We start from the raw sequence: 19,959 nt of genomic DNA on the forward strand, positions 1-19,959 counted from the left end.
CCGAAACCCGTGCGGGGCCGTGGCGTCGCGAAACGCAACACCGGAGCTACTTCCGAGATCGCCACATGTCGGATTGACGATTCGACAGCTGCGTTGAATAATCTACTTAAACGTCACAGACTGGAGTTGTCATGAATCTCGAGCGAGTCGCAGTACTCGGCGGCGGGCCTGGTGGCCTCTACGCCGCGAGACTGCTCAAACGCAGCCACCCGAACGCCGAGGTGACGGTCTACGAACAGAGCCCCCCGGATCAGACATTCGGCTTCGGCGTCGGTCTCGCCTCGCGCACTCAGCGCAACCTCCGGGACGCCGACCCGGCGTCACTCGAGGCGATCGTGGCAGCGGCCCACCCCCACGAAATGTCGATGCAGGTCGGCGATCAGATCGCACGGCTGGCACACGGAGACCTTCTCGCCATCGCGCGCACCACCCTGCTCCACGTCCTCCAGCAGCAAGCGGAGAACGCCGGTGTGCGACTACATTTCGGCGAACGACGCGACGCAACAGAACTCGACGCAGACCTGATCGTCGCTGCCGACGGGATCAACAGTGCCACTCGCACCCAGATGGCCGACACACTCCAGCCCCGCATCGACACCGGCGCCGGCCTGTATCTCTGGTGCGGAACAAATTTCGCGCTTCCCAGCGCCATCTTCATCCCCGTGACCACCGAACACGGAACCTTCGTCGCGCATGCCTATCCCTACGCCCCGGACCGCAGCACCTTCCTCATCGAGACCGACGAGGAAACGTGGCGGCGGGCAGGTTTCGACGTCTCCACCGACAAGACCGCACCGCAGGACAGTGACGACTTCGCGCTGCAGTACCTGCAGGATGCGTTCGTCGACACGCTGCAACATCACCCGCTCATCGGCAACCGCACCCGCTGGATGCGCTTTCGGACCGTCTCGTGCGGGCGCTGGCACAGCGGCAACGTTGCCCTTCTCGGCGACGCCGCCCACACCGCGCATTACTCCATCGGCTCGGGAACCAAGCTGGCGATGGAGGACGCCATCGCCCTCGACCGCGCACTCACCACGGCCCCGACCCTCGAAGACGCCCTTGCGGAGTACGAGCGGGTACGGCGTCCCGCCGTCGAATACCTTCAGCAGATCGCGCACCGCAGCGAACTCTGGTGGGAATCCTTCCCGCGACGCATGAACCTTCCCGTCGAACAGCTGATGATCGCCTACATGACCCGCGCCGGAAAGGTCAGCGTCAGCAGATTCCACGAGTCCGCACCCGACCTGGTTCGTAAGGGGCTGGCCAGCTACGCGAACGCACCCGTCGACTCTGTCCCCAGCACGGCCATCGCGGACTGGATTTTCGAGCAACCGCTCGACCACGACAACGACCGGTTCGAGCACCGGATCGCAACGCCAGAGCTGCGGGAGTCGGCGACCACCGTCGTACTCGATGTCGATCTCGACTCAGCTCTAGACGCCGAAGCCACCGACCTCGTCGCGTCCGCACCGAACGCGCGTCTTCTGTGGCTCGCCGGCCCCCCTACCAGGGCGGCCGTGCTCACCCGGCTCGATCTCGCCGAACGACTCCGCCACCACACCGATGCCCTGGTCGTCGTCGAAGCCCCCACCTCATGCCGCGAAGATATCGCCGCCGGTCTGGCCAGCGCACGCATTGACCTTGCTTTCTTCGATGAGCCCGCATCGACACCGGCCGATCCCGTGTTGGCCAGATTCGGGGCCTCGGGATGAGCACCCGGCCCGTGTCGGGCTCCCGTTATCCTTCGGGCATGACACGCGAGGAAGCTGCACCCGGGCGCCGACCCCGTGGGCGGGGTAAGTCGACCACCGCAGATCAGGCCACGGTCGAGAGCACAGCGAGCCGCAGCAACCCTCGTCGTGAGCTCGTGGAGAAGCAAATGATGGAGCAGGCTACTCGGCTGTTCGCCGAGAAAGGCTTCGCCAGCACCACGCTCCAGGACATCGCTGATGCGACCGGCCTCACCCGGCCCGCTCTCTACCACTACGTGGCCAACAAGGACGAGCTCCTTTCGCGCCTGGTCAGTGAGAGCACCGAGACGCCCGCCGCTCTCCTGCACGAGATCAACGAGCGTCCCGAAGTCGGTCCGACCGAGAAGCTTCGGCAAATGGCCACCGCCATCGCCCTGCACCAGGCGGAAGGTCCGGACAGATTCCGGCTGATCATCCGATCCGAAGCCGAACTTCCGGAGGAGATCGCGTCCACGTACCAGCAAAGCCGCCGGCACGTGCTCAAAGAGTTCATTCGAGTCATCGAAGACGGAATCCGACTCGGCGAGATGCGTCCCGTCGATCCCCGAACTGCCGCACTCGGCGTGATCGGCATGATCAACTGGATCGCGTGGTGGCACCAACCCGGGAATGCCGAGAACGACCGGGCTATCGCCGGCCAACTCGCCGACATGGCAGTACGTTCCCTGGTTCAGGAGAACCCACATCCCGTCACACCCGAAGGTCCCGCCCGCGCCATTGCGTTACTCCGCCAAGATCTCGACTATCTCGAGCGTCTCATCGACGAATCTGCGAAGTCGGACTGACCGATGAGGCTGCCGCCCGTCCCGATCACTGTCCTTTCGGTGGATGGTTGACCACGCGGGGGGCTGCGACGGCCTTCAAACCCTCGACCCCGTGCTCGAGTCCGTAGCCGGAGCCTTTTACTCCGCCGAACGGGACGGCCGGATGCGGAACGGCGTGGGAGTTGATCCACACGGTGCCGGCGTCGAGACGATCCGCGACCTGCGCCGCGGCGTCGAGGTCGGCCGACCACACGGACGCGCCCAGTCCCACGTCGAGCCGGTTCGCGCTCGCGACGGCGTCGTCGATGTCGGTGAACCTGATGATCGGCAGGGCAGGGCCGAATTGGTCCTCGTCGACCAGTCGATCGCCGTCTTTCATGTCGGCGACCAGGGTGATCGGGTAGAACAACTCGCCGAGATCGGTCGCCGGAATGCCGCCGGTAACGATGCGTCGGCCGTGTGCCTTTGCGTCGTCGATCAGGTCGGCGACGATGTCGAACTGCTTCTTGTTCTGTAACGGGCCGAGCATGCTGGACTCGTCGAGGCTTGGACCCATGGGCGCCGACGCCGCGACCGCGGCAAGCGCGTCGACGATGCCCTCATACGCATCCTCGTGCACGTACAGGCGCTTGATCGCTGCACACGTCTGGCCGGTGTTCACGAACGCACCCCAGAAGAGTCCCTCGGCGACGGCGACCGGGTCGACGTCGCCGAGCACGATCGCAGCGTCGTTGCCACCGAGTTCGAGTGTCAGCCGGGCCAGGTTGCGGGACGAACTTTCGACGATGGCCCGGCCGGTCGGGGTGGAACCGGTGAACATGACCTTCGCGATCGTCGGGTGCTCCGACAACCGTGCCCCGACCTCGCGGTCACCGGAGAGCGCGACCAGCACGGACGGGGGTAGTACCCCATTCATCACCTCGACCAGAGCGAGCGCGCTGAGCGGGGTGAACTCGGATGGCTTGACGATCACGGCGTTGCCCATACGCAGAGCCGGTGCGATCTGCCAGATGCCCACCATCATCGGGAAGTTCCACGGTCCGATCGCCGCGACCACGCCGAGGGGTCGGTACTCGAGCGTGGAGTAGCCCTGTTCGTCGTCGCGCACGACCTGGGGTTCGAGCGGGGTGTCCGCAGTAGCACGAATCCAGGCGATCGTCGCGCCGACCTCCGCGCGAGCGCCACCGCCCGGACCGTTCAGCGGCTTTCCCTGCTCGCGGGCGAGCAGTTCCGCCAGACCCTCGGCCACCGACTCGACCCGGTCGGCCGCGCGGTGCAGGATCGCCGAGCGCTCGGCGTGGCCCAGCGCTGCCCATGCCGGCTGCGCGGCCCATGCCGAGGCGATCGCACGTTCGAGATCGTCGACGGTGTGCACGGGCGCGTACCCGACGACCGCGCCTGTCGCGGGCTCCCTCATCTCGCGTCCCTCGCCGGCGGGTGCGCCTACCTTCGTCAACAGATCTTCGAACTGGGACATTGCCTTCTCCTCGAGATTGGGTGTGGTGCTGCGACGGCTCCAGCCGTCGCTGCATGACCGTGGATCGGGTTCGCCTCGGGCAGTGTGGAACCCGATCGAATCCTGAAGGTGCTGTATCTATCTCACAGCTAATGGTTGGATCTACGCTTGTAGAAATAAACTGATCGTCGAAACGTACATCGCGACGGCGGGGCTGTAAAGACCCTTCCTGCGTTATCAGGCAATACACCCGGTGACCCGGCGTATCGCCGAGCGCAAGGCGGCCGCGTCCGGACCGTCGACGACCGCCGCAACGTAGGCATCCGGCCGGATCAGCCATACCTCCTTCGGGCCCGGCGACAACGCCAGGGTCAACGCGCCGTCGCCGTCGACACTCTCGATGTCGTGTATCCGAGTCGGGGCGGTGGTCGCGTCGGCGGCAACTTCGCGCACCGCAGTGACATCGACGGCCGAGCCGCACAAGAGGAGGAAACCGGACCGGGCAACCTCGCGCACCCGGACAGCAGACCGGTCCGGCATCTGCACGGGCACGTCGGGGATCAGGATTCCCGGGCCGGCGTCGGGGACACATCCCCGCGCGGGCCGACCCGCGAAGGGCCGCAACGGATCTGTGGTGGTCAATGTCGAGTCGACATACCAGAACGGCTCCGCCAACCGTCCCGAATCGACCAGGGCGCGGGCCCGCACATCGCCGACCGCGGCTTCGAGGATCGTGCGGCGACGCCGACTCCTGGACTCGTCCTGGGGGACGAGAAAGTCCATCGTGGCCGTGGTGATCGCGATGTTCTCGAGTGCGGCGGCGTGCCGCTCGCCGTGGTAGCTCTCGAGCAGTTCCTCGTCGGCCCAGCCGTGGATGACGAAAGCGAGCTTCCATGCGGCGTTCTCGGCGTCGGCCACCCCGGAATTGAGGCCCCGGGCACCGAACGGCGACACGATGTGGGCGGCATCTCCCGCGAGGAGGACCCGGCCCACCCGCACTCGGCTCGCGACCCGCGAATGGAAGCGGTAGACCGATTTCCACACGATCGAGTACTCGGTGTCACCGATGATGCGGCGGATCCGGGTGTCGAGGGCCCCCGACGCCACCTCGTCGTCGAGGTCGTACTCGCCGGGAACCTGCCAGTCGATGCGGAACGTGGAGTCCGGGCAGGGGTGGATCAGCACCTGCCTGCCTGGGTTCCAGTCGGGATCGAAATAGAAGCGGCGTTCGTTGGCCCACCCCGGGATATCCGCGCGGATGTCGCAGATCAGAAACTTGTCGTCGAACGAGCGGCCCTCGAACGTGACACCGAGCTGCTCGCGAATCCGGCCGGCTCGTGAACCGAGTGCCACGACGCTGTAGTCGGCGCGCACCACGGCAGGCCCGTCCGGGGTCTCGCAAGCAATGGTCACCCCGTCACCGTCCTGCTCGACCGCGCTCACACAGTGTCCCCACCGCACGTCGACGAGCGGAGTGGCCCCGATCTGTTCGTCGAGTAGCTGCTCCGTCCGGGCCTGTGAGATGTTGACGAACGGCGGGAACGCCGAACGTCCCCGATCGACGAAGGTCTGCGCGAACAGTTCCGCACCACGGTGGAAAGTCCGGGCGCATTCCCACGTCACACCCTCCTCGGCGAGCTGGCGGCCCACCCCGACGGCGTCCCAGACATCGAGGACGTCACGCTGCTGGCAGATCGCCTTGGAACCGACCGGGTCCCGCTCGGCCCGCGCATCGAGCAGGATCACGCGGATTCCCCAACGTGCCAACAACAGCGCCGTCGTCTGGCCGACTGGCCCGTTGCCGAGCACGGCGACGGTGCCGGCAGGCGTCTTCTTGATTGTCATGAGATCCTCTGAAACAGTGATAGCGGCGACGTCGGCTCACTCAGTCCTGCAACTGATTCCACACCTCACGGTCGCGTTCGGCAGTCCAGATGACCGGACGTTCGATCCCCGACAGCTCGTCCCACACACGGGAGACGTCGAAGGGCAGGCAGTGCTCGAAGATCGGCCAGTGCCCGTACTGCTCGTGCAATGCGGCGTGCGTGGCCTCGAAGGCCTCTTTCAATGTGCCGCCCCGCTGCTGCACCGCGGCGACCTCACGCAGCATCACTTCGATGAAGTGCCGGGTCTGCCCGATCGCGGCATCGACCTCCGCGCGCCCGCGTGAGACCGCGCCGCGACCGCCGACGAGCGCCTCGGCGTTCAGCGCCGCGAGCCCGTCCAATGTCCCGGTCGACCAATCACGGTGGAATGCGTCGCCGGTGTACAACGCCGCCTGGGCCTCCACGAGATCACCGGCGAAGAGGATGCGGTGCTTCGGCAACCACGCCACGATGTCCCCCTCGGTGTGGCCGCGTCCGTGGTACTGCAACTCCAGCGCGCCCCGGTCACCCCCGAGGTCGATGGACAGTGTGTCGGAGAAGGTCATGGTGGGCCAGGTGAGACCGGGCACGGAGTCGGCGCCCTTGGCCAGTCGCGGCATGCGACCGAATTCGCTTTCCCAGTCCTGCTTTCCGCGCTCATGGATCAGCGCCAACGTGTTGTCGTGGGCGATGATGGTCTCCGCGTCGAACGCAGACGCCCCGAGCACCCGAACAGCGTGGTAGTGCGAGAGCACCAGGTACCGCACCGGCTTGTCGGTGTGCTCACGCAGCTTCGTCAGCCAGCTCTGCGCAGCGACGGGAGTCGCCAGCGCCTCGAAGCAGACGACGAAATCCTCGCCCTCGATCGCCCCGATGTTCGGATCACCCTCGGCGGTCAGCGCATAGACGCCGTCCGCCAGCACTTCGAGGGTCTGTTCCTTCTCCCCCAGGTCCGCCGAAGATGCGAAGGATGTTGTCGCCATGGAAACCACCTCAATAGTCAAAGCATTGATCATCTGGTCCGTCCAATGTAACCGTCCTCACAGAAAAAGCAAAGCTTTGATAATTTCGCGGCGGATCGGCGCTATCGTGACAGCCATGACCTCGACAACTCCGCCCGCCGACGAACTCGACTTTCTGTCCTTCGTCGATTTCGCCGTGAAGCAGACGGCCGCGGAACTGCCCGAGGTCGACCCCGTCTCCATGCGCCTGGTCCTCGCTCTCCACCGGGTGACCAGCGCCCTGGTGTACGACCTCGAGTCGAGCGTGCACCGGCCAAGCGGGTGGAGCTGGCCCGGCTTCCGAGTGATGTTCGTGCTGTGGCTCGCCGGCCCCTGCGAGTCCAAACGGGTCGCCCAGTTGTCCGGCATGAGTCGCGCGGCCGTGTCCGCCCTGGTCAACACGCTCGAGCGGGACGGACTGCTGAGGAAGGAAACATCCGCCGCAGACCGGCGAGCGGTCCAGCTGAGCCTCACCGACGCCGGGCACGACGCGATCGTCAGCACCTACACCATCCACAACCAACGCGAGCAGCAGTGGGCGAATGCGCTCACCGAGCGCGAGCGCCTCACACTCATCGGACTGCTGGAGAAACTCGCCACGGGTACCGCCGCCCGGTCGGCCGCCCGACGGTAAGCGCTGCCTCGGTACTCGGTGGAGCGCATTGATACCGTGGTCGCATGATCGCCGACAGGGCAGGTACGCGTCGTGCCTAAGCTTGTAGATCACGACGAGCGGCGGCGAAGTATCACCGCCGCCGCCTGGCGGCTGATCGCCGCCCGCGGTATCGATGCTGCCAACATGCGCGACATCGCCGCCGAGGCCGGATACACCAACGGCGCCCTGAGCCACTACTTCGCCGGCAAGGACGAGATCCTCCGGACCTCGTACGAACACATCTCCGAAGCCACCGACCGCCGCATCAGGGAAGCCCTCGGCGACGCGACCGGACTCGATGCCCTACGCATCCTCTGCCGCGAAGTGATGCCGACCAACGAAGAAAAACTCCTCGAAGCCCGGATCGCCGCCTCGCTGTGGCCGCGCGCCATGTACGACGAGCAGATGGCTGCGACCAACCGACAGACTATGGACAACTGGCGCGAGCAACTGGCGATCTTCCTCGAGCAGGCGCGCGAGGAGGGCACCGTCGGCGACATCGACGTCAGCATCGTGGTGGAGCAATTGCTCAACATGATGATGGGCATGCAGATTCTGGGCGTCCTCACGCCGGGCGAAACGTCGCCGGACCGTCAACTGGAGATGCTCGAGCAGTTCGTCGCCGCACTCTGAGCCTTCCGCCGCTCAGCGAAAACCGTTGCTGCGAAATCTGATAGAGAAGCTTTTGACCGAACGGTCAGTTTGCCGGGCGCGAAACTCACTGTTTACACGAGGACACCTCGGCTGTAACGTACGTCACTAAGCTTTTATTCAACATCCGTAGAACCAAAGGATCGCGACATGCCCACCCTTTCCCCTGCGCGAATCGACCACCCGCTGTCGCTGCCGACCGTCGAAGAAATCGCCTCCCTCCGCGAGATCCTCGAGGCCGCCGACACGCTGACCGAGCAGACCAGATTCGTCTATGTCGGCCTCGAGGAACCGGACAAGTCGACGCTGTACACGGCGGCTGGCACCGAGGCCGATCGCCGATTTCGCGTTCTGCTGCACGACATCTCGTCGCCGAACGCGGTGGACGTCGTGGTGTCCGTGACCCAGCGGTCGGTGATCAGCTCGGTGACCCTCGACGCGGTCCGCGACGGTCAGATGCCGGTTCTGGACGAGGAGTTCGAGCTCGTCGAACAGGTGCTGGCCGCTGACGAACGCTGGCTCGCCGCGCTCGCGGCCCGCGGCCTCGACGTCGCCGACGTCCGGGTCGCTCCCCTCTCCGCCGGTGTCTTCGACTACCCCGGCGAGACGGGCAAGCGGATCCTTCGGGGGCTCGCGTTCCGCCAGGACCACCCGAAGGATCACGCCTGGGCACATCCGATCGACGGGCTCGTCGGATTCGTCGACGTCATCACCCGAACCGTCACCGACGTTCTCGACCTCGGCGCCGTCCCGATCCCCGAGGAGTCGGGCAACTTCGACGACCTCGCCGTCACCGGCCCCCTGCGCACCACCCAGAAGCCCATCGAGATCAGCCAGCCCGAGGGACCCAGCTTCGTCGTCGACGGCAACCGCGTCGACTGGGAGAAGTGGTCGTTCCGAGTCGGTTTCGACGCACGCGAGGGTCTCGTTCTCCACCAGCTCGGATTCGCCGACGGCGATCGGGTGCGCCCGATCATCCACCGCGCGTCCATCGCCGAGATGGTGGTGCCCTACGGCGATCCCTCGCCGGTCCGGTCGTGGCAGAACTACTTCGACACCGGCGAGTACATGGTGGGCCGCTACGCGAACGCCCTCGAACTCGGTTGCGATTGCGTCGGCGACATCACCTACTTCGACGCCGTCATCGCCGACGAGTTCGGTACTCCCAAGACGCTGAAGAACGCAGTATGCATGCACGAGGAGGACTTCGGGGTGCTGTGGAAGCACACCGACCTGTGGGCCGGCTCCGCCGAGACCCGCCGTCAGCGCCGTCTCGTCATCTCCTTCTTCACCACGATCGGCAACTACGACTACGGCTTCTTCTGGTACCTGTACCTCGACGGCACCATCGAGTTCGAGGTAAAGGCCACCGGCATCGTCTTCACGTCGGGTCACCCGGGCGGCGACTACCCGTACGCCTCGGAGATCGCTCCCGGCCTCGGCGCCCCGTACCACCAGCACCTGTTCAGCGCCCGCCTCGACATGATGATCGACGGCGACCGCAACTCCGTCGAGGAGGTGCAGACCAAGCGGGTGAAGATGGGCCCCGGGAACCCGCACGGAAACGCTTTCACACTCGAACGCACGCCGCTGACGAAGGAATCCGAGGCGCAGCGCCTCGCGGACAACAGCGTCGGACGCGTGTGGCACATCAGCAACCCGAACAAGCTGAACCGTCTGGGCAAGCCGGTGGCGTACGCACTCCACCCGGAGGGGCAGCCGGTCCTGCTGGCCGACGACGACTCCTCGATCGCGGCGCGGGCGACGTTCGCCACCAAGCACCTGTGGGTCACCCAGTTCGATGAGAAGGAGCGTTACGCTTCAGGGGATTTCGTGAACCAGCACGCGGGTGGTGCCGGGCTGCCCAGCTTCGTTGCCGGTGATCGCGATTTGGAGAACGAAGACGTCGTCGTCTGGCACACGTTCGGCCTCACGCACTTTCCGCGTCCGGAGGACTGGCCGATCATGCCCGTCGACTACACCGGGTTCACGTTGAAGCCCAACGGATTCTTCGACCGCAACCCCGCTCTCGACGTTCCGCGCACGACGTCGAAGCACTGCGCGACCGGAGCCGGCAGCTGCCACTCGGACGGGGGGACAGATGTCTGACACCACAACGGGAGCCGGCAAGTTACGCGGATCCATCGGCGTCGTCGGAATCGTCTTCCTGGTCATCGCCGCGGCGGCGCCGCTGACCGCGATCGGCGGCGCTCTGCCCGTCATGATCGCGATCGGCAACGGCGCGGGCGCCCCGACCGCCTATCTCATTGCCGCATTGGTCCTGCTCGTCTTCAGCGTCGGATACGCGGCCATGAGCAGCCACATGGTCGACACGGGCGCCTTCTATGCCTACGTCGCCAAAGGACTGGGCGAGTCCTGCGGGCTCGGCGCGGCCGGCCTCGCTCTGCTGACCTACACCGCCATCCAGGCCGCCGTGTACGGCCTGGCCGCCGCAACGATTCAGGGTCTCGTGGTCCAGTACGGCGGACCCGACCTGCCGTGGTGGATGTGGGCGCTGGTACTCATCGCTCTCGTGGCCGTGCTCGGATACCGCAGCATCGACCTCGGCGCCAAGGTCCTCGGGGTGCTCCTCGTGCTCGAGATCGGCATCATTCTGGTGCTCTCGTTCGGCGTGCTGGTGCGGGGCGGGGCCGCAGGTATCGACTTCGCGTCGTTCACCCCGACGTCGTTCTTCAGCGGATCCCCCGGTGTCGCGTTGATGTTCGCGATCGCGTCGTTCATCGGCTTCGAGGCGACCGCGATTTACGGAGAAGAAGCCCGCAACCCCCGGCGCACGATTCCGATCGCGACGTACGCCGCCGTGATCGTCATCGGACTTGTGTATGCGCTGGCGAGCTGGGCGGTGGTGCTCGCGTTCGGCAGCGACAACGTGTCCACCGCAGCCGCCGCCGACCCTGCCGGGCTGACGTTCGCCGCCGCCGCGCACTTCCTGGGCGGTCCCGCGGCCGACGTCATGGCGATCATGCTCGTCACGAGCCTGTTCGCCCCGCTCCTGGCCTTCCACAACGCCATCTCCCGGTACGTGTTCGCCCTTGCCCGCAAGGGCGCGGCTCCGCGTGCACTGTCCCGCACCCACACCAAGCACGGTTCCCCGCATATCGGCTCGGTCGCCCAGACAATCTCGGCGACGGTGGTCGTCGGGGTGTTCGCGCTCGTCGGCGCGGACCCGGTGCTGGAACTGTTCACCTGGATGGCTGGTCTGGCCACCGTGAGCATCCTGGTGCTGATGGTGCTCACCAGCGTCGCGATCGTCGCGTTCTTCGCCCGCACCCGGCTGGATACCCGGCTCTGGCACACGCGCATCGCCCCGCTGCTCGGATGCGTGGGTCTCGTGGCCGTCACCGGGCTGGTGCTCGACAACTTCACCACGCTGATCGGCGGGTCGGAACTACTCGCGGACATCCTGCTGGCCGTCATCGCTCTGTTCTTCGTCGCCGGACTGGCCGTCGCCCGGGTCACCCGGCAGAGCCGGGCGGGCGTCGAGCGTGACCGCGAACTCACCCCCACAATCTGAGTCCGACGATGTTCGAGATCCCTGCCGTGCACGCGGCGATGCTCGTCGGAGCGGTCGGCGCGATGGTGCCGATGTGGCGGGCGCACGGAACGGATTGCCGGGTGCGGATCGCGCACGGCGCGATGGCGGTGTCCATGGTCGCGATGCTGATCCCCGGCCTGCCGGCGGGCATTCACCTGCTCGAGGGTGCCGTCCTCATCGGTCTCGCCGTCTTCGTCACAGGTGAGACGATGCACCGCCGAACCGCCGTGCCCTGCGCGGTGGACCTCACCGCCATGGGGGTGCTGCTGATCCTGGCCCCGACGTCCGCTCCCACCCCGGCGGCGTCGGCCTCGGTGACGCCGGGGCATCATCACGGCGGCGCCGGAATCTCGACGGGCTGGCTGCCCGTCGTCGTCCTCGTGTGCTGGGTCCTGGTGGCACTGCACCTCTTTCGATCCACACCTCCCCGCGAACGCCGGTCCGGCGTCAGGACCGCGGCGGCGGGATCCGCATTGATGATCCTCGGAATGGCCCCGATGGCCGTCTGACCGCTCTCCCCGACAGCAACCTGGAGGAACCGATGACTTACGCCGATGCCGTCTACACCCACGGCAAGGTCTTCACCGTCGACGAAAACTTCACGATCGCGTCCGCCCTGGCGGTGCGTGACGGACTCGTCCACAAAGTGGGCAGCGATGCGGAGATCGAAACCCTGATCGGACCGGACACGGTGGTCACGGATCTCGGTGGGAAGACGATCCTCCCGGGAATCAACGACTCACACCTGCACGCCATCGCGTACGGGCTCGACACCCCGCCGCTGTCGTTGGACGTGTCGTTCCCGACGGTCCGGTCGATCGCGGACGTCCGTGAACTCGTGCGGGAGGCCGCCGCGGCGGCAGGGGACGGCGAGTGGATCATCGGAACCGGCTGGGACGACGGGTATCTCGACGAGTGTCTCACCGAAGACGGACGGACACCGACCCGCTGGGACCTCGACGAGGTGTCCCCGAACAATCCCGTATTCCTGCAGGACTTCTCGCGGCACACGTCGTGGGTGAACAGCGCGGCGCTGGCGCTCGCCGGGGTGGACGAGACCACCCCGTTGCCGCCGGGCAGCCTCATGCCCGTCGGTGAGGACGGCCTGCTGACCGGCATCGTCATGGAGGGTGCGCAGGCCCTCGTGCAGCGTGTTCTCCCGGCCCTCACCCGGGAGCGCCGGGAGGAGGCACTCCGCTCGGCGATCTCGACCCTGCAGAGCGAGGGGATCACCAGTTTCACCGATCCCGCGATCGGCCCCGGCGGCGAGGCCCTCGCCGGTGGCGCAATGGGGGCGGAGGGCCTCGCGGTGTATGCCGACCTCGCCCGCCGCGGCGAACTGGGCGCCCGCGTCAACCTTCTCCTCCTGCCCACCGGAATGTCCGGATCTGCTGAGGATTTCGGGCAGAACCTCGCCGAGATCGATGTTCCGGAATCGGTGGATCCGCGGATGTTCCGGGTTCTCGGGGTAAAAGTGTTCGCCGACGGCATCCCGCCGAGCAAGACCGCGTGGATGCACGAGGAGTACGTCGGCGGCGGCTGCGGCTCACTCTGCGTCGGTGGCGACACCGACGAACGTCAGGTGTACGAGGTGACCGAGATGGTCCGCATCGGCCACGAGGCCGGCTACCAGGTCGGTGTGCACGTCACCGGTGACCGTGCCATCGACACCGTCGCCGACGCGATCATCGCCGCGCAGAATGCGCACCCCCGCGAGGAGGCCCGGCACTACCTGATCCACGGCGACTTCATCAGCGAAGCCACCCTGAAGCGCTTGGCCGAGAACGGCATCGGCGTCAACATGAACCCGACGATCAAATGGACGATCGCCGACCTGGAGGTCGGGGTGGTCGGGACCGAGCGAGCCGCCTACGAATGGCCGTATCGCAGCGCCGTCGAATCCGGGGTGCACCTGATGAGCAGTTCCGATGCACCGGTCACACCACCCGATTGGCGCCAGGGCATCTCGACGATGATCCTGCGCGAGAGCAAGGCGAGCGGCGCGGTGAGCGGGCCCGACCAGTGCATCGGGCTCGCCGACGCAGTCCGCACCTACACGATCAACGCGGCCTGGCAGGACTTCGCCGACGACTGGAAGGGCTCCCTCGAGGTCGGGAAGGTGGCCGACCTGTGCATCCTCGACGGCGACCTCGAGACCATCGACCCACACGACATTCCGGCAATGCAGGTCGTTTCCACCGTGCTGGGTGGGGAGGTCGTGTTCCAGCGCGTCGCCGAAAGCGTCGCGTAAGCCCGGTACCGATACGTCAGAACAGCCGGTTCGCCGCTTTGTCGGCGAACCGGCTGTGGGGCGCCTCCCCGATCCTCCGGTTCACTGAGCCCATGCCGCCTCGGCGATCCAGTACTCGCTGCCGTCGGCGCTGATTCCGTGTTGCCAGTCGGTGGTCCGTCGCAGGTTCGGTTCGACGCGCGCGGTGGCCGCGTCGGCGCCGTCCGGTCCGTCCTCCCGGGTCTGCCAGTGGACCCAGTTCACTTCGTTGCCGTCCTCGTCGTGCACGAAGAGGTCGACGTGGTGCCAGCCGTAGCGGTGGGTATCGGCGTAACAGGTCAGGAATGTCCGGTGATGATGCGAATAGTCCACGAGGTACCTCCGGGCCGCGGTGGTGTTTCCCACCAGGCTAGAACCAGATCGGGCGCAACGGAATCCAAGAAACCTTTACCCGCGTGGGGTCGTCCGCTCAGTGGTTCGGATCGGCGGGCAATGTGAACGTGAAGACGGCCCCGTGCGGCTCGTTCTCGCGCGCGGTGAGTGTCCCACCCTGGCGGGTGATGATGCGGTGGCTCAGTGCGAGCCCGATTCCGTGACCCGTGGACTTCGAGGTGAACACGCCGTCGAAGATTCGGCCGTCCGGGATGTGCGAGAGCCCCTTGCCGTGGTCCTCGACGCTCACGACGCCCTCCGTCTCGGTGACGTCGGTGCGTACCGTCACGATGCGATCGGCCGCCGGCCATTCTGCCATCTCGTCGATGGCGTTGAAACACAGATTCAGGATGACCTGCCCGGTGAGCACACGTTCGCACACGACGGCAACGGTGTCGTGCACACGGACGTACTCGACCCGAACTTCCTTCTGCCGCGCCCGGATGTTGATGAAATACGCGCATTCGTCGACGATGTCGTTGAGATCGACGATCTGCTGTGACTCCTCGAGTTGCGTCACGTACTCACGCAGACTCCGGACGATCTGATTGGCCCGGTCGATCTGTTTGCGCGCCTCCCCCAGGCCCCAGCTCACCTCGTCGTGATTGCTCTGGCCGTCGTCGAGGCGGCTCTGCGTTCCGGCGATGAAATTGGTGGCCGCCGCCAGCGGCTGGGCCAGCTCGTGAGCGATGGCCATGGCCATATCGCCCATCGCGTTGTACCGGGCCAGGTAATTGAGGTACTGCGAGTCCCGTTCGTGCTCCTGCTCGGTGCGGACGTGTTCGGTGACGTCGTGGAAGAGCAGGAGGTGGCCGCTCAGATCGTTCTCGATACCTATGTTCTGGCAGCTCCCCGCATGCCACCGGCGCTCTCCGGCTGTCAGCTCCACCTCGTAGCGCAGGCTCTGGGAGCCTCCGTCAGCGGTTGTCAGTTCCAGGGCGCGCCGCACGCTCTCCCGTGACTGCCCCGCCCGGCAGAATTCCGTGAAGTGTTCGCCGACAAGCGATGCCACCGGAACCTTCAGGAGCTGCGACGCCGCCTCACTCGCGTACGTGATACGGCTGTCGTCGTCCAGGACGAGGATTCCCTCGGCCATGTTCCGTAGGAAGGCGGCCAGGCGGGCCTCGGTGCGGGTGAGGTCGGCCTCGGTGCGGGTGAGGTCACGGCGCATCGACGTCTCCTGCTCGATGTCGCGGAACTGCACCATCACCACGGTCCGGGCGCTCAACTCGACCCGGACCGCTATCGCCTCCGTGAGGACTTCCCTCCCGCTCTTCGCGCGATACGCCCATTCGATGACCGCCGCCCCGTTGTCGACAGCGTCCTGCAGCCACCGCCGTCCCACCGACCGGCGGTAACGCTTCGCCCGGGAACTCATATCGGGCGCCTTGAGCGGTTTGAGTTCCTCGACCGTGAACCCCAGCAGTTCCGACGCAGCCCTGTTCGCCCAGAGGATGTCCTTGGTGGCCGCATCATGGACCAGGACGCAGTAGCGGAGGGACTCGACGAGTTGTTCGTAGTCGGACGGCGCGAGATCGGACAATGCGGCCTCCTTCGGCTCACGTCGAGTCTACTGAGCGGACAGACAGCGGACACGATAGGGAAATCCTTTACTCCGAGGCGACATCTCTGCACGTCGGCGGAAGGAAGCACCGATTGAGTGATGCCCACCACCGCAATAGCGTGAATTCGACACGAAACACGCCACACCCCTTCTACTTCGCGTCGATCGGAGTATTTGATGACCAACGCACCGACCCTCGACACGACGGACGCCGCCGCGAACGGAACGCTGTCGTTCGAGGACGTCCTCGAGCACGTCGCACTACGGCGGGAAGAGTTCGCTCGCCAGAAGTTCGTGCCTCGCGACATGATCGACGAGTTCAAGCAGATCGGCATTTACCGCGCGGCGACCCCTCGCCGATTCGGCGGTGACGCACTGCCCCCGAGCGAGTTTCTGCGGATGATCGAACGAATCTCCGCGGTGGATGCGTCGGCGGGCTGGGTTGCGAGCTTCGGCTCCGCGCTCGTCTACCTGGCGGCACTGCCGCTCGCGACTCAGGCGGAGCTGTACAAGGACAGCCCGGACCTCGTCTTCGCCGGCGGATTGTTCCCGGTCCAACCCGCGCAGCAGGTGCCGGGTGGTCTGAAGATCACCGGGCAGTGGAAGTTCGCCAGCGGTTGCAAGGGCGCCGACATTCTCGGTGTCGGAATTCGCGGCGGCGACTCCACAGCCGGAAAACCCCGCACCGCACTGCTGTGGCCGAAGGACGTCGAGATCGTCGAGAACTGGGACGTGGTCGGCCTGTCGGGTACCGGAAGCCACGAACTGAAGGTCGACGGCGTCGTCGTCCCCGAGGATTGGACGTTCATCCGGGGCGGAACCCCGACCGTCGACGAACCCCTCTACCGCTACCCGTCCATCGCGTACGCCGCCCAGGTCCTGGCCGTCGTCAATCTCGGAGTGGGCCGCGCCGCGCTCGATTACGCGATCAAAGTCGGTGCGGGACGCACGGGAATCACCGGAGCGCCCAAGCTCGCCGATCGGGCCTACTATCGCATCGACCTGGCCAAGGCGGAGGCGACGCTGAGGTCCGCCCGTGCCTTCTTCTACGAGGTCACCGACGAGGCGTACGCCACGGTGGTCGCCGGCGATCCGGTTCCGGACAAGCTTGCGGCACTTCTCCGTCTGTCCTCGACACACGTGGCCAAGGCGGGCTCTTCCGCCGTGCACACCGCCTTCCAGTTGTCGGGCACGGGGGCAATCTACGACGGCAACGCGATGCAGCGATACATGCGCGAGGCCCTGGTCCCGCCGCAGCACGCCTTCCTCGGCGACGGTATCTACGACAGCGCCGGTGCGGTACTCATGGACATCCCGCCGTTCCCCGGCTTCATCTGACCACCCCGTTCGAATCGAGGAGATCATCGTGAGTGACACCAAGACCGCACCGCTGCGAGTCCTGTTCTGCATCGGCATCAATCAGAACTTCTTCGACCTCCCGACCGGCCAGGGCGGGCTGGTGTGGAAGGCGTTCTCCGGAATGATGGACGCGGTGGCCGAGACACCGGGAGTCCGGGTGATCGGCGACATCGACGACGACAGCCATCTGGTCGGACCGTCGGACGGCTGGCCCTGGACCTGCTACATCCTCGCCGACGTCGACACCCAGGAGACCGTCAAGGCCGTCTGCAACCTCTTCCGCACCACACCGGTCGGCGAGTACACCTTGTGGCGATACGCGAAGATCGAGGCCCGCATCGGCCGTGCGCTCACCGTCCGCGAAGACGTCGACCTCGGCGTGTGAGCGGAATGCACTCTGCGAACGCGGCCGAGCGCATCGAAAGTCGTGAGGCCGTGCACCGCGTGATGTGCCGCTACATGGAACTGTGCGATGTTCCCTCCGTGGATTTTTCGGTCGAAGAACTCGCCTCGCTGTTCACGCCCGACGCGGTGTGGGAAGGCATCGGCGAGTATGCGCACAAGTTCGGCACGCGTCGGGGCCGGCCGGAGATCGTCGGAATGCTCACCGCGTATCTTCCACCGAACTCCCATTTCCGGGGAAATGTACACCTGCTCGGGAGTGAGCAGATCGAGGTGGACGGCCCTGCGGCGCGGGGGCGGTGGATCATGCAGCAGCTCTCGCGATACGAGGACGAATCGGCCGAACTGCTCGCCGCACGCATCACCGCCGAGTGTGAGGTGCAGGGCGGTGTCGCCCGGATCAAGCACTTCACGACCGAGAAGCTGTTCGTCACTCGCCTCGACGAGGCGACACGACTGCTCGAATCGAATGGAAAAAGGAACTGATGACCACTTCCCTGGATCCCACCACCACCGACACCAACTTCGCGGACCTCGCCACGGGCGACCGCGTGGACGGATCGCTGTACACCGACCCCGACATGTTCGAGGCGGAACTCGAAAGGATCTTCTACCGCACCTGGGTATGGGTTGCCCACGAGAGCGAGATCCCCGAGGCCGGAAGCTACAAGATGGCGACCATCGGCCGGCAGCCGGTGATCGTCAACCGCGACCGCAAGGGGAACTTCAATGTCCTGCTGAACCGGTGTCGCCACCGCGGGGCCAGCGTCTGTGAGGTCCCCAAAGGCAAAGCGAACGGATTTACCTGCCCCTATCACAGCTGGTCGTACGCCCTCGACGGTCGTCTGCGCGGAATTCCGTACCCCGACGGATACGACGAGAACCTCGACAAGAAGGACCTCCCCCTCCAGAGCCTGCGGGTGGAGTCCTACGCCGGGATGATCTTCGCCAGCTTCAACCCCGAGGTCGAACCCCTCGACGACTTCCTCGGTGACGCCAAGGTGTGGATCGACCTGTTCATGAAGCAGGGCGCCGGATACCCCATCAAGACGCAGGGCGAACATTGCTTTCGCTTCCGCGGAAACTGGAAGATCCAGTTGGAGAACACCACCGACGGGTACCACTTCCCGATCGTGCACCGGTCCTGGATGTCCTCCGTCGACGCCGAGACCGCCGACATGCTCTCCTTCATGACCGACGACAACGCCGTGACGCACGCTCTCGGAAACGGCCACAGTGTCGCGATCATGGTCCCGGAGCACGTCGACCTGGACCACGACGACGGCACCGAGAAGATTCAGGCCCGTTTCGACCACATCGTCGAGGAACTGTCGAAGACGATGCCCGCCGACAAGGTCCGCCGCATCGTCCGCTCGATGCACGGCGCCGGATTCAACCTCAACATCTTCCCGAACGTCGCGATGTCGATGTCGTTCTTCCGGGTCCTACGCCCGATCTCGGTCGACGAGACCGAGATCCGGCACATCGCCCTCGGCATGGACGGCGGCCCGGAGATCGTCAACCGCGAACGCCTCCGCATCCACGAACATTTCCAGGGCCCGTTCGGGTTCGGCAGCCCCGACGATTCCGAGGCCTGGGATCGGGTACAACGCGGATCCCGCGGCGCACCCGGAATGCCGATCATGGTGAACCGCGGCCTCAATCGGGAAGCGCTCGACAGCAACGGACACCGCACCTCGCACGTCACCGACGAAACCGGAATGCGCGAGGCCTACGCAATGTGGAAGAGGATGATGACCGATGAGCACTGATCTGATGACCGCCCAGTTCGCCGACACCCGCGTACTACAGGCGATCGAACTCATCTGGCACGAAGCGGCCCTCCTCGACGCCAAGGACTACCAGGCGTGGGACGCCCTCTGGACCGACGAAGGCCGGTACGTCATTCCCATCGACCCGGACACCGACGACTTCGACGGATCGCTGAACATGGTCAACGACGACACTCGCATGCGCCGCATGCGTATCGAACGTCTGACCTCCGGCTACTCGATGTCCGCACTCGCCGCCGCCCGGACGGTCCGCACCGTCTCGCGCTTCACGGTCGAGGATCGGAGCGAGGACTCGATCACCGTGAGGTCCGCGCAGATCCTCGTGGGTTTCAAGCGCGACGATCAGCAGACCCTCGCCGCCGACGTCACGCACCGCATCCGGTACACCGAGAGCGGACGGCGGTTGGATCTCAAGGTCATCCGGCTGGTGAACTCGCAGGCAGCGGTCAACGCCTCCGGCTACCTGCTCTGACCAGC

18 protein-coding genes are annotated in these 19,959 nt (G+C 65.8%); 13 read left to right on the forward strand and 5 right to left on the reverse strand.

Annotation, left to right across the window (positions count from 1 at the left end; all coding sequences use genetic code 11):
• Positions 1–131: 131 nt before the first annotated feature.
• The gene (locus R4P95_RS05550) at positions 132–1,715 is read left to right on the forward strand and encodes an FAD-dependent monooxygenase (protein ID WP_317743811.1); all 1,584 of its coding nucleotides are present in this window, start codon (positions 132–134) and stop codon (positions 1,713–1,715) included.
• A gap of 38 nt (positions 1,716–1,753) precedes the next feature.
• A complete protein-coding gene (locus R4P95_RS05555) occupies positions 1,754–2,539 on the forward strand; it encodes a TetR/AcrR family transcriptional regulator (RefSeq protein ID WP_213573876.1) in 786 nt (261 codons plus the stop codon).
• 25 nt (positions 2,540–2,564) lie between these two features.
• Here R4P95_RS05555 and R4P95_RS05560 read toward each other — a convergent pair whose 3' ends face one another.
• The 3 genes from R4P95_RS05560 to R4P95_RS05570 form a co-directional block, all read right to left on the reverse strand.
• A complete protein-coding gene (locus R4P95_RS05560; protein ID WP_317743813.1) occupies positions 2,565–3,995 on the reverse strand; it encodes an aldehyde dehydrogenase family protein in 1,431 nt (476 codons plus the stop codon).
• A gap of 216 nt (positions 3,996–4,211) precedes the next feature.
• Positions 4,212–5,819, reverse strand: coding sequence for an FAD-dependent monooxygenase (locus R4P95_RS05565; protein ID WP_317743814.1), 1,608 nt, complete (start codon positions 5,817–5,819; stop codon positions 4,212–4,214).
• 40 nt (positions 5,820–5,859) lie between these two features.
• Entirely contained in the window at positions 5,860–6,822 is a 963-nt protein-coding gene (locus R4P95_RS05570; protein WP_317743815.1) for an MBL fold metallo-hydrolase, read from the reverse strand.
• Positions 6,823–6,937: 115 nt separating this feature from the next.
• Between R4P95_RS05570 and R4P95_RS05575 the strand changes: the two genes are divergently transcribed.
• The 6 genes from R4P95_RS05575 to R4P95_RS05600 all read left to right on the forward strand — a co-directional run bounded on the left by R4P95_RS05575 (position 6,938) and on the right by R4P95_RS05600 (position 13,953).
• On the forward strand, positions 6,938–7,474 hold the full coding sequence (locus tag R4P95_RS05575) for a MarR family winged helix-turn-helix transcriptional regulator (RefSeq protein WP_213573884.1): 537 nt from the start codon (positions 6,938–6,940) through the stop codon (positions 7,472–7,474).
• A gap of 72 nt (positions 7,475–7,546) precedes the next feature.
• On the forward strand, positions 7,547–8,128 hold the full coding sequence (locus R4P95_RS05580) for a TetR/AcrR family transcriptional regulator (protein ID WP_213573886.1): 582 nt from the start codon (positions 7,547–7,549) through the stop codon (positions 8,126–8,128).
• A 168-nt stretch (positions 8,129–8,296) separates the two neighbouring features.
• Positions 8,297–10,255 carry a primary-amine oxidase gene (locus R4P95_RS05585; protein WP_317743817.1) on the forward strand — a complete coding sequence of 653 codons (1,959 nt, stop codon included), beginning with the start codon at positions 8,297–8,299 and terminating at the stop codon, positions 10,253–10,255.
• The gene (locus R4P95_RS05590; protein WP_317743818.1) at positions 10,248–11,681 is read left to right on the forward strand and encodes an APC family permease; all 1,434 of its coding nucleotides are present in this window, start codon (positions 10,248–10,250) and stop codon (positions 11,679–11,681) included. The genes R4P95_RS05585 and R4P95_RS05590 overlap by 8 nt, the downstream gene beginning before the upstream one ends.
• 8 nt (positions 11,682–11,689) lie before the next feature.
• A complete protein-coding gene (locus R4P95_RS05595) occupies positions 11,690–12,211 on the forward strand; it encodes a DUF5134 domain-containing protein (RefSeq protein WP_317743820.1) in 522 nt (173 codons plus the stop codon).
• Positions 12,212–12,243: 32 nt separating this feature from the next.
• Positions 12,244–13,953 carry an amidohydrolase gene (locus R4P95_RS05600; protein ID WP_317743822.1) on the forward strand — a complete coding sequence of 570 codons (1,710 nt, stop codon included), beginning with the start codon at positions 12,244–12,246 and terminating at the stop codon, positions 13,951–13,953.
• A gap of 81 nt (positions 13,954–14,034) precedes the next feature.
• Here R4P95_RS05600 and R4P95_RS05605 read toward each other — a convergent pair whose 3' ends face one another.
• Positions 14,035–14,304: a hypothetical protein gene (locus R4P95_RS05605; RefSeq protein ID WP_213578316.1), complete on the reverse strand. Its 270-nt coding sequence runs from the start codon at positions 14,302–14,304 to the stop codon at positions 14,035–14,037.
• 97 nt (positions 14,305–14,401) lie between these two features.
• Positions 14,402–15,907, reverse strand: a complete 1,506-nt coding sequence (locus R4P95_RS05610; RefSeq protein WP_213573896.1) for a PAS domain-containing sensor histidine kinase — start codon at positions 15,905–15,907, stop codon at positions 14,402–14,404.
• 198 nt (positions 15,908–16,105) lie between these two features.
• Between R4P95_RS05610 and R4P95_RS05615 the strand changes: the two genes are divergently transcribed.
• Genes R4P95_RS05615 through R4P95_RS05635 form a run of 5 tightly spaced genes read left to right on the forward strand, consistent with a single transcriptional unit; the run spans position 16,106 to position 19,954 of the window.
• A complete protein-coding gene (locus R4P95_RS05615) occupies positions 16,106–17,266 on the forward strand; it encodes an acyl-CoA dehydrogenase family protein (protein WP_213573899.1) in 1,161 nt (386 codons plus the stop codon).
• A 28-nt stretch (positions 17,267–17,294) separates the two neighbouring features.
• On the forward strand, positions 17,295–17,672 hold the full coding sequence (locus tag R4P95_RS05620; protein ID WP_005255968.1) for a hypothetical protein: 378 nt from the start codon (positions 17,295–17,297) through the stop codon (positions 17,670–17,672).
• A 5-nt stretch (positions 17,673–17,677) separates the two neighbouring features.
• The gene (locus R4P95_RS05625) at positions 17,678–18,175 is read left to right on the forward strand and encodes a nuclear transport factor 2 family protein (protein WP_317743824.1); all 498 of its coding nucleotides are present in this window, start codon (positions 17,678–17,680) and stop codon (positions 18,173–18,175) included.
• Positions 18,175–19,461 (forward strand): aromatic ring-hydroxylating dioxygenase subunit alpha, encoded by a 1,287-nt coding sequence (locus R4P95_RS05630; RefSeq protein WP_317743825.1) that lies wholly within the window; start codon positions 18,175–18,177, stop codon positions 19,459–19,461. The genes R4P95_RS05625 and R4P95_RS05630 overlap by 1 nt, the downstream gene beginning before the upstream one ends.
• Positions 19,451–19,954: an aromatic-ring-hydroxylating dioxygenase subunit beta gene (locus R4P95_RS05635; RefSeq protein ID WP_317743827.1), complete on the forward strand. Its 504-nt coding sequence runs from the start codon at positions 19,451–19,453 to the stop codon at positions 19,952–19,954. Before R4P95_RS05630 ends, R4P95_RS05635 begins: the two co-directional genes overlap by 11 nt.
• The last annotated feature ends 5 nt before the right edge of the window (positions 19,955–19,959 follow it).

The sequence above is a fragment of the Rhodococcus sp. IEGM 27 genome (assembly GCF_033142305.1).
In the GTDB taxonomy this organism is placed as follows: domain Bacteria; phylum Actinomycetota; class Actinomycetes; order Mycobacteriales; family Mycobacteriaceae; genus Rhodococcus_F; species Rhodococcus_F oxybenzonivorans.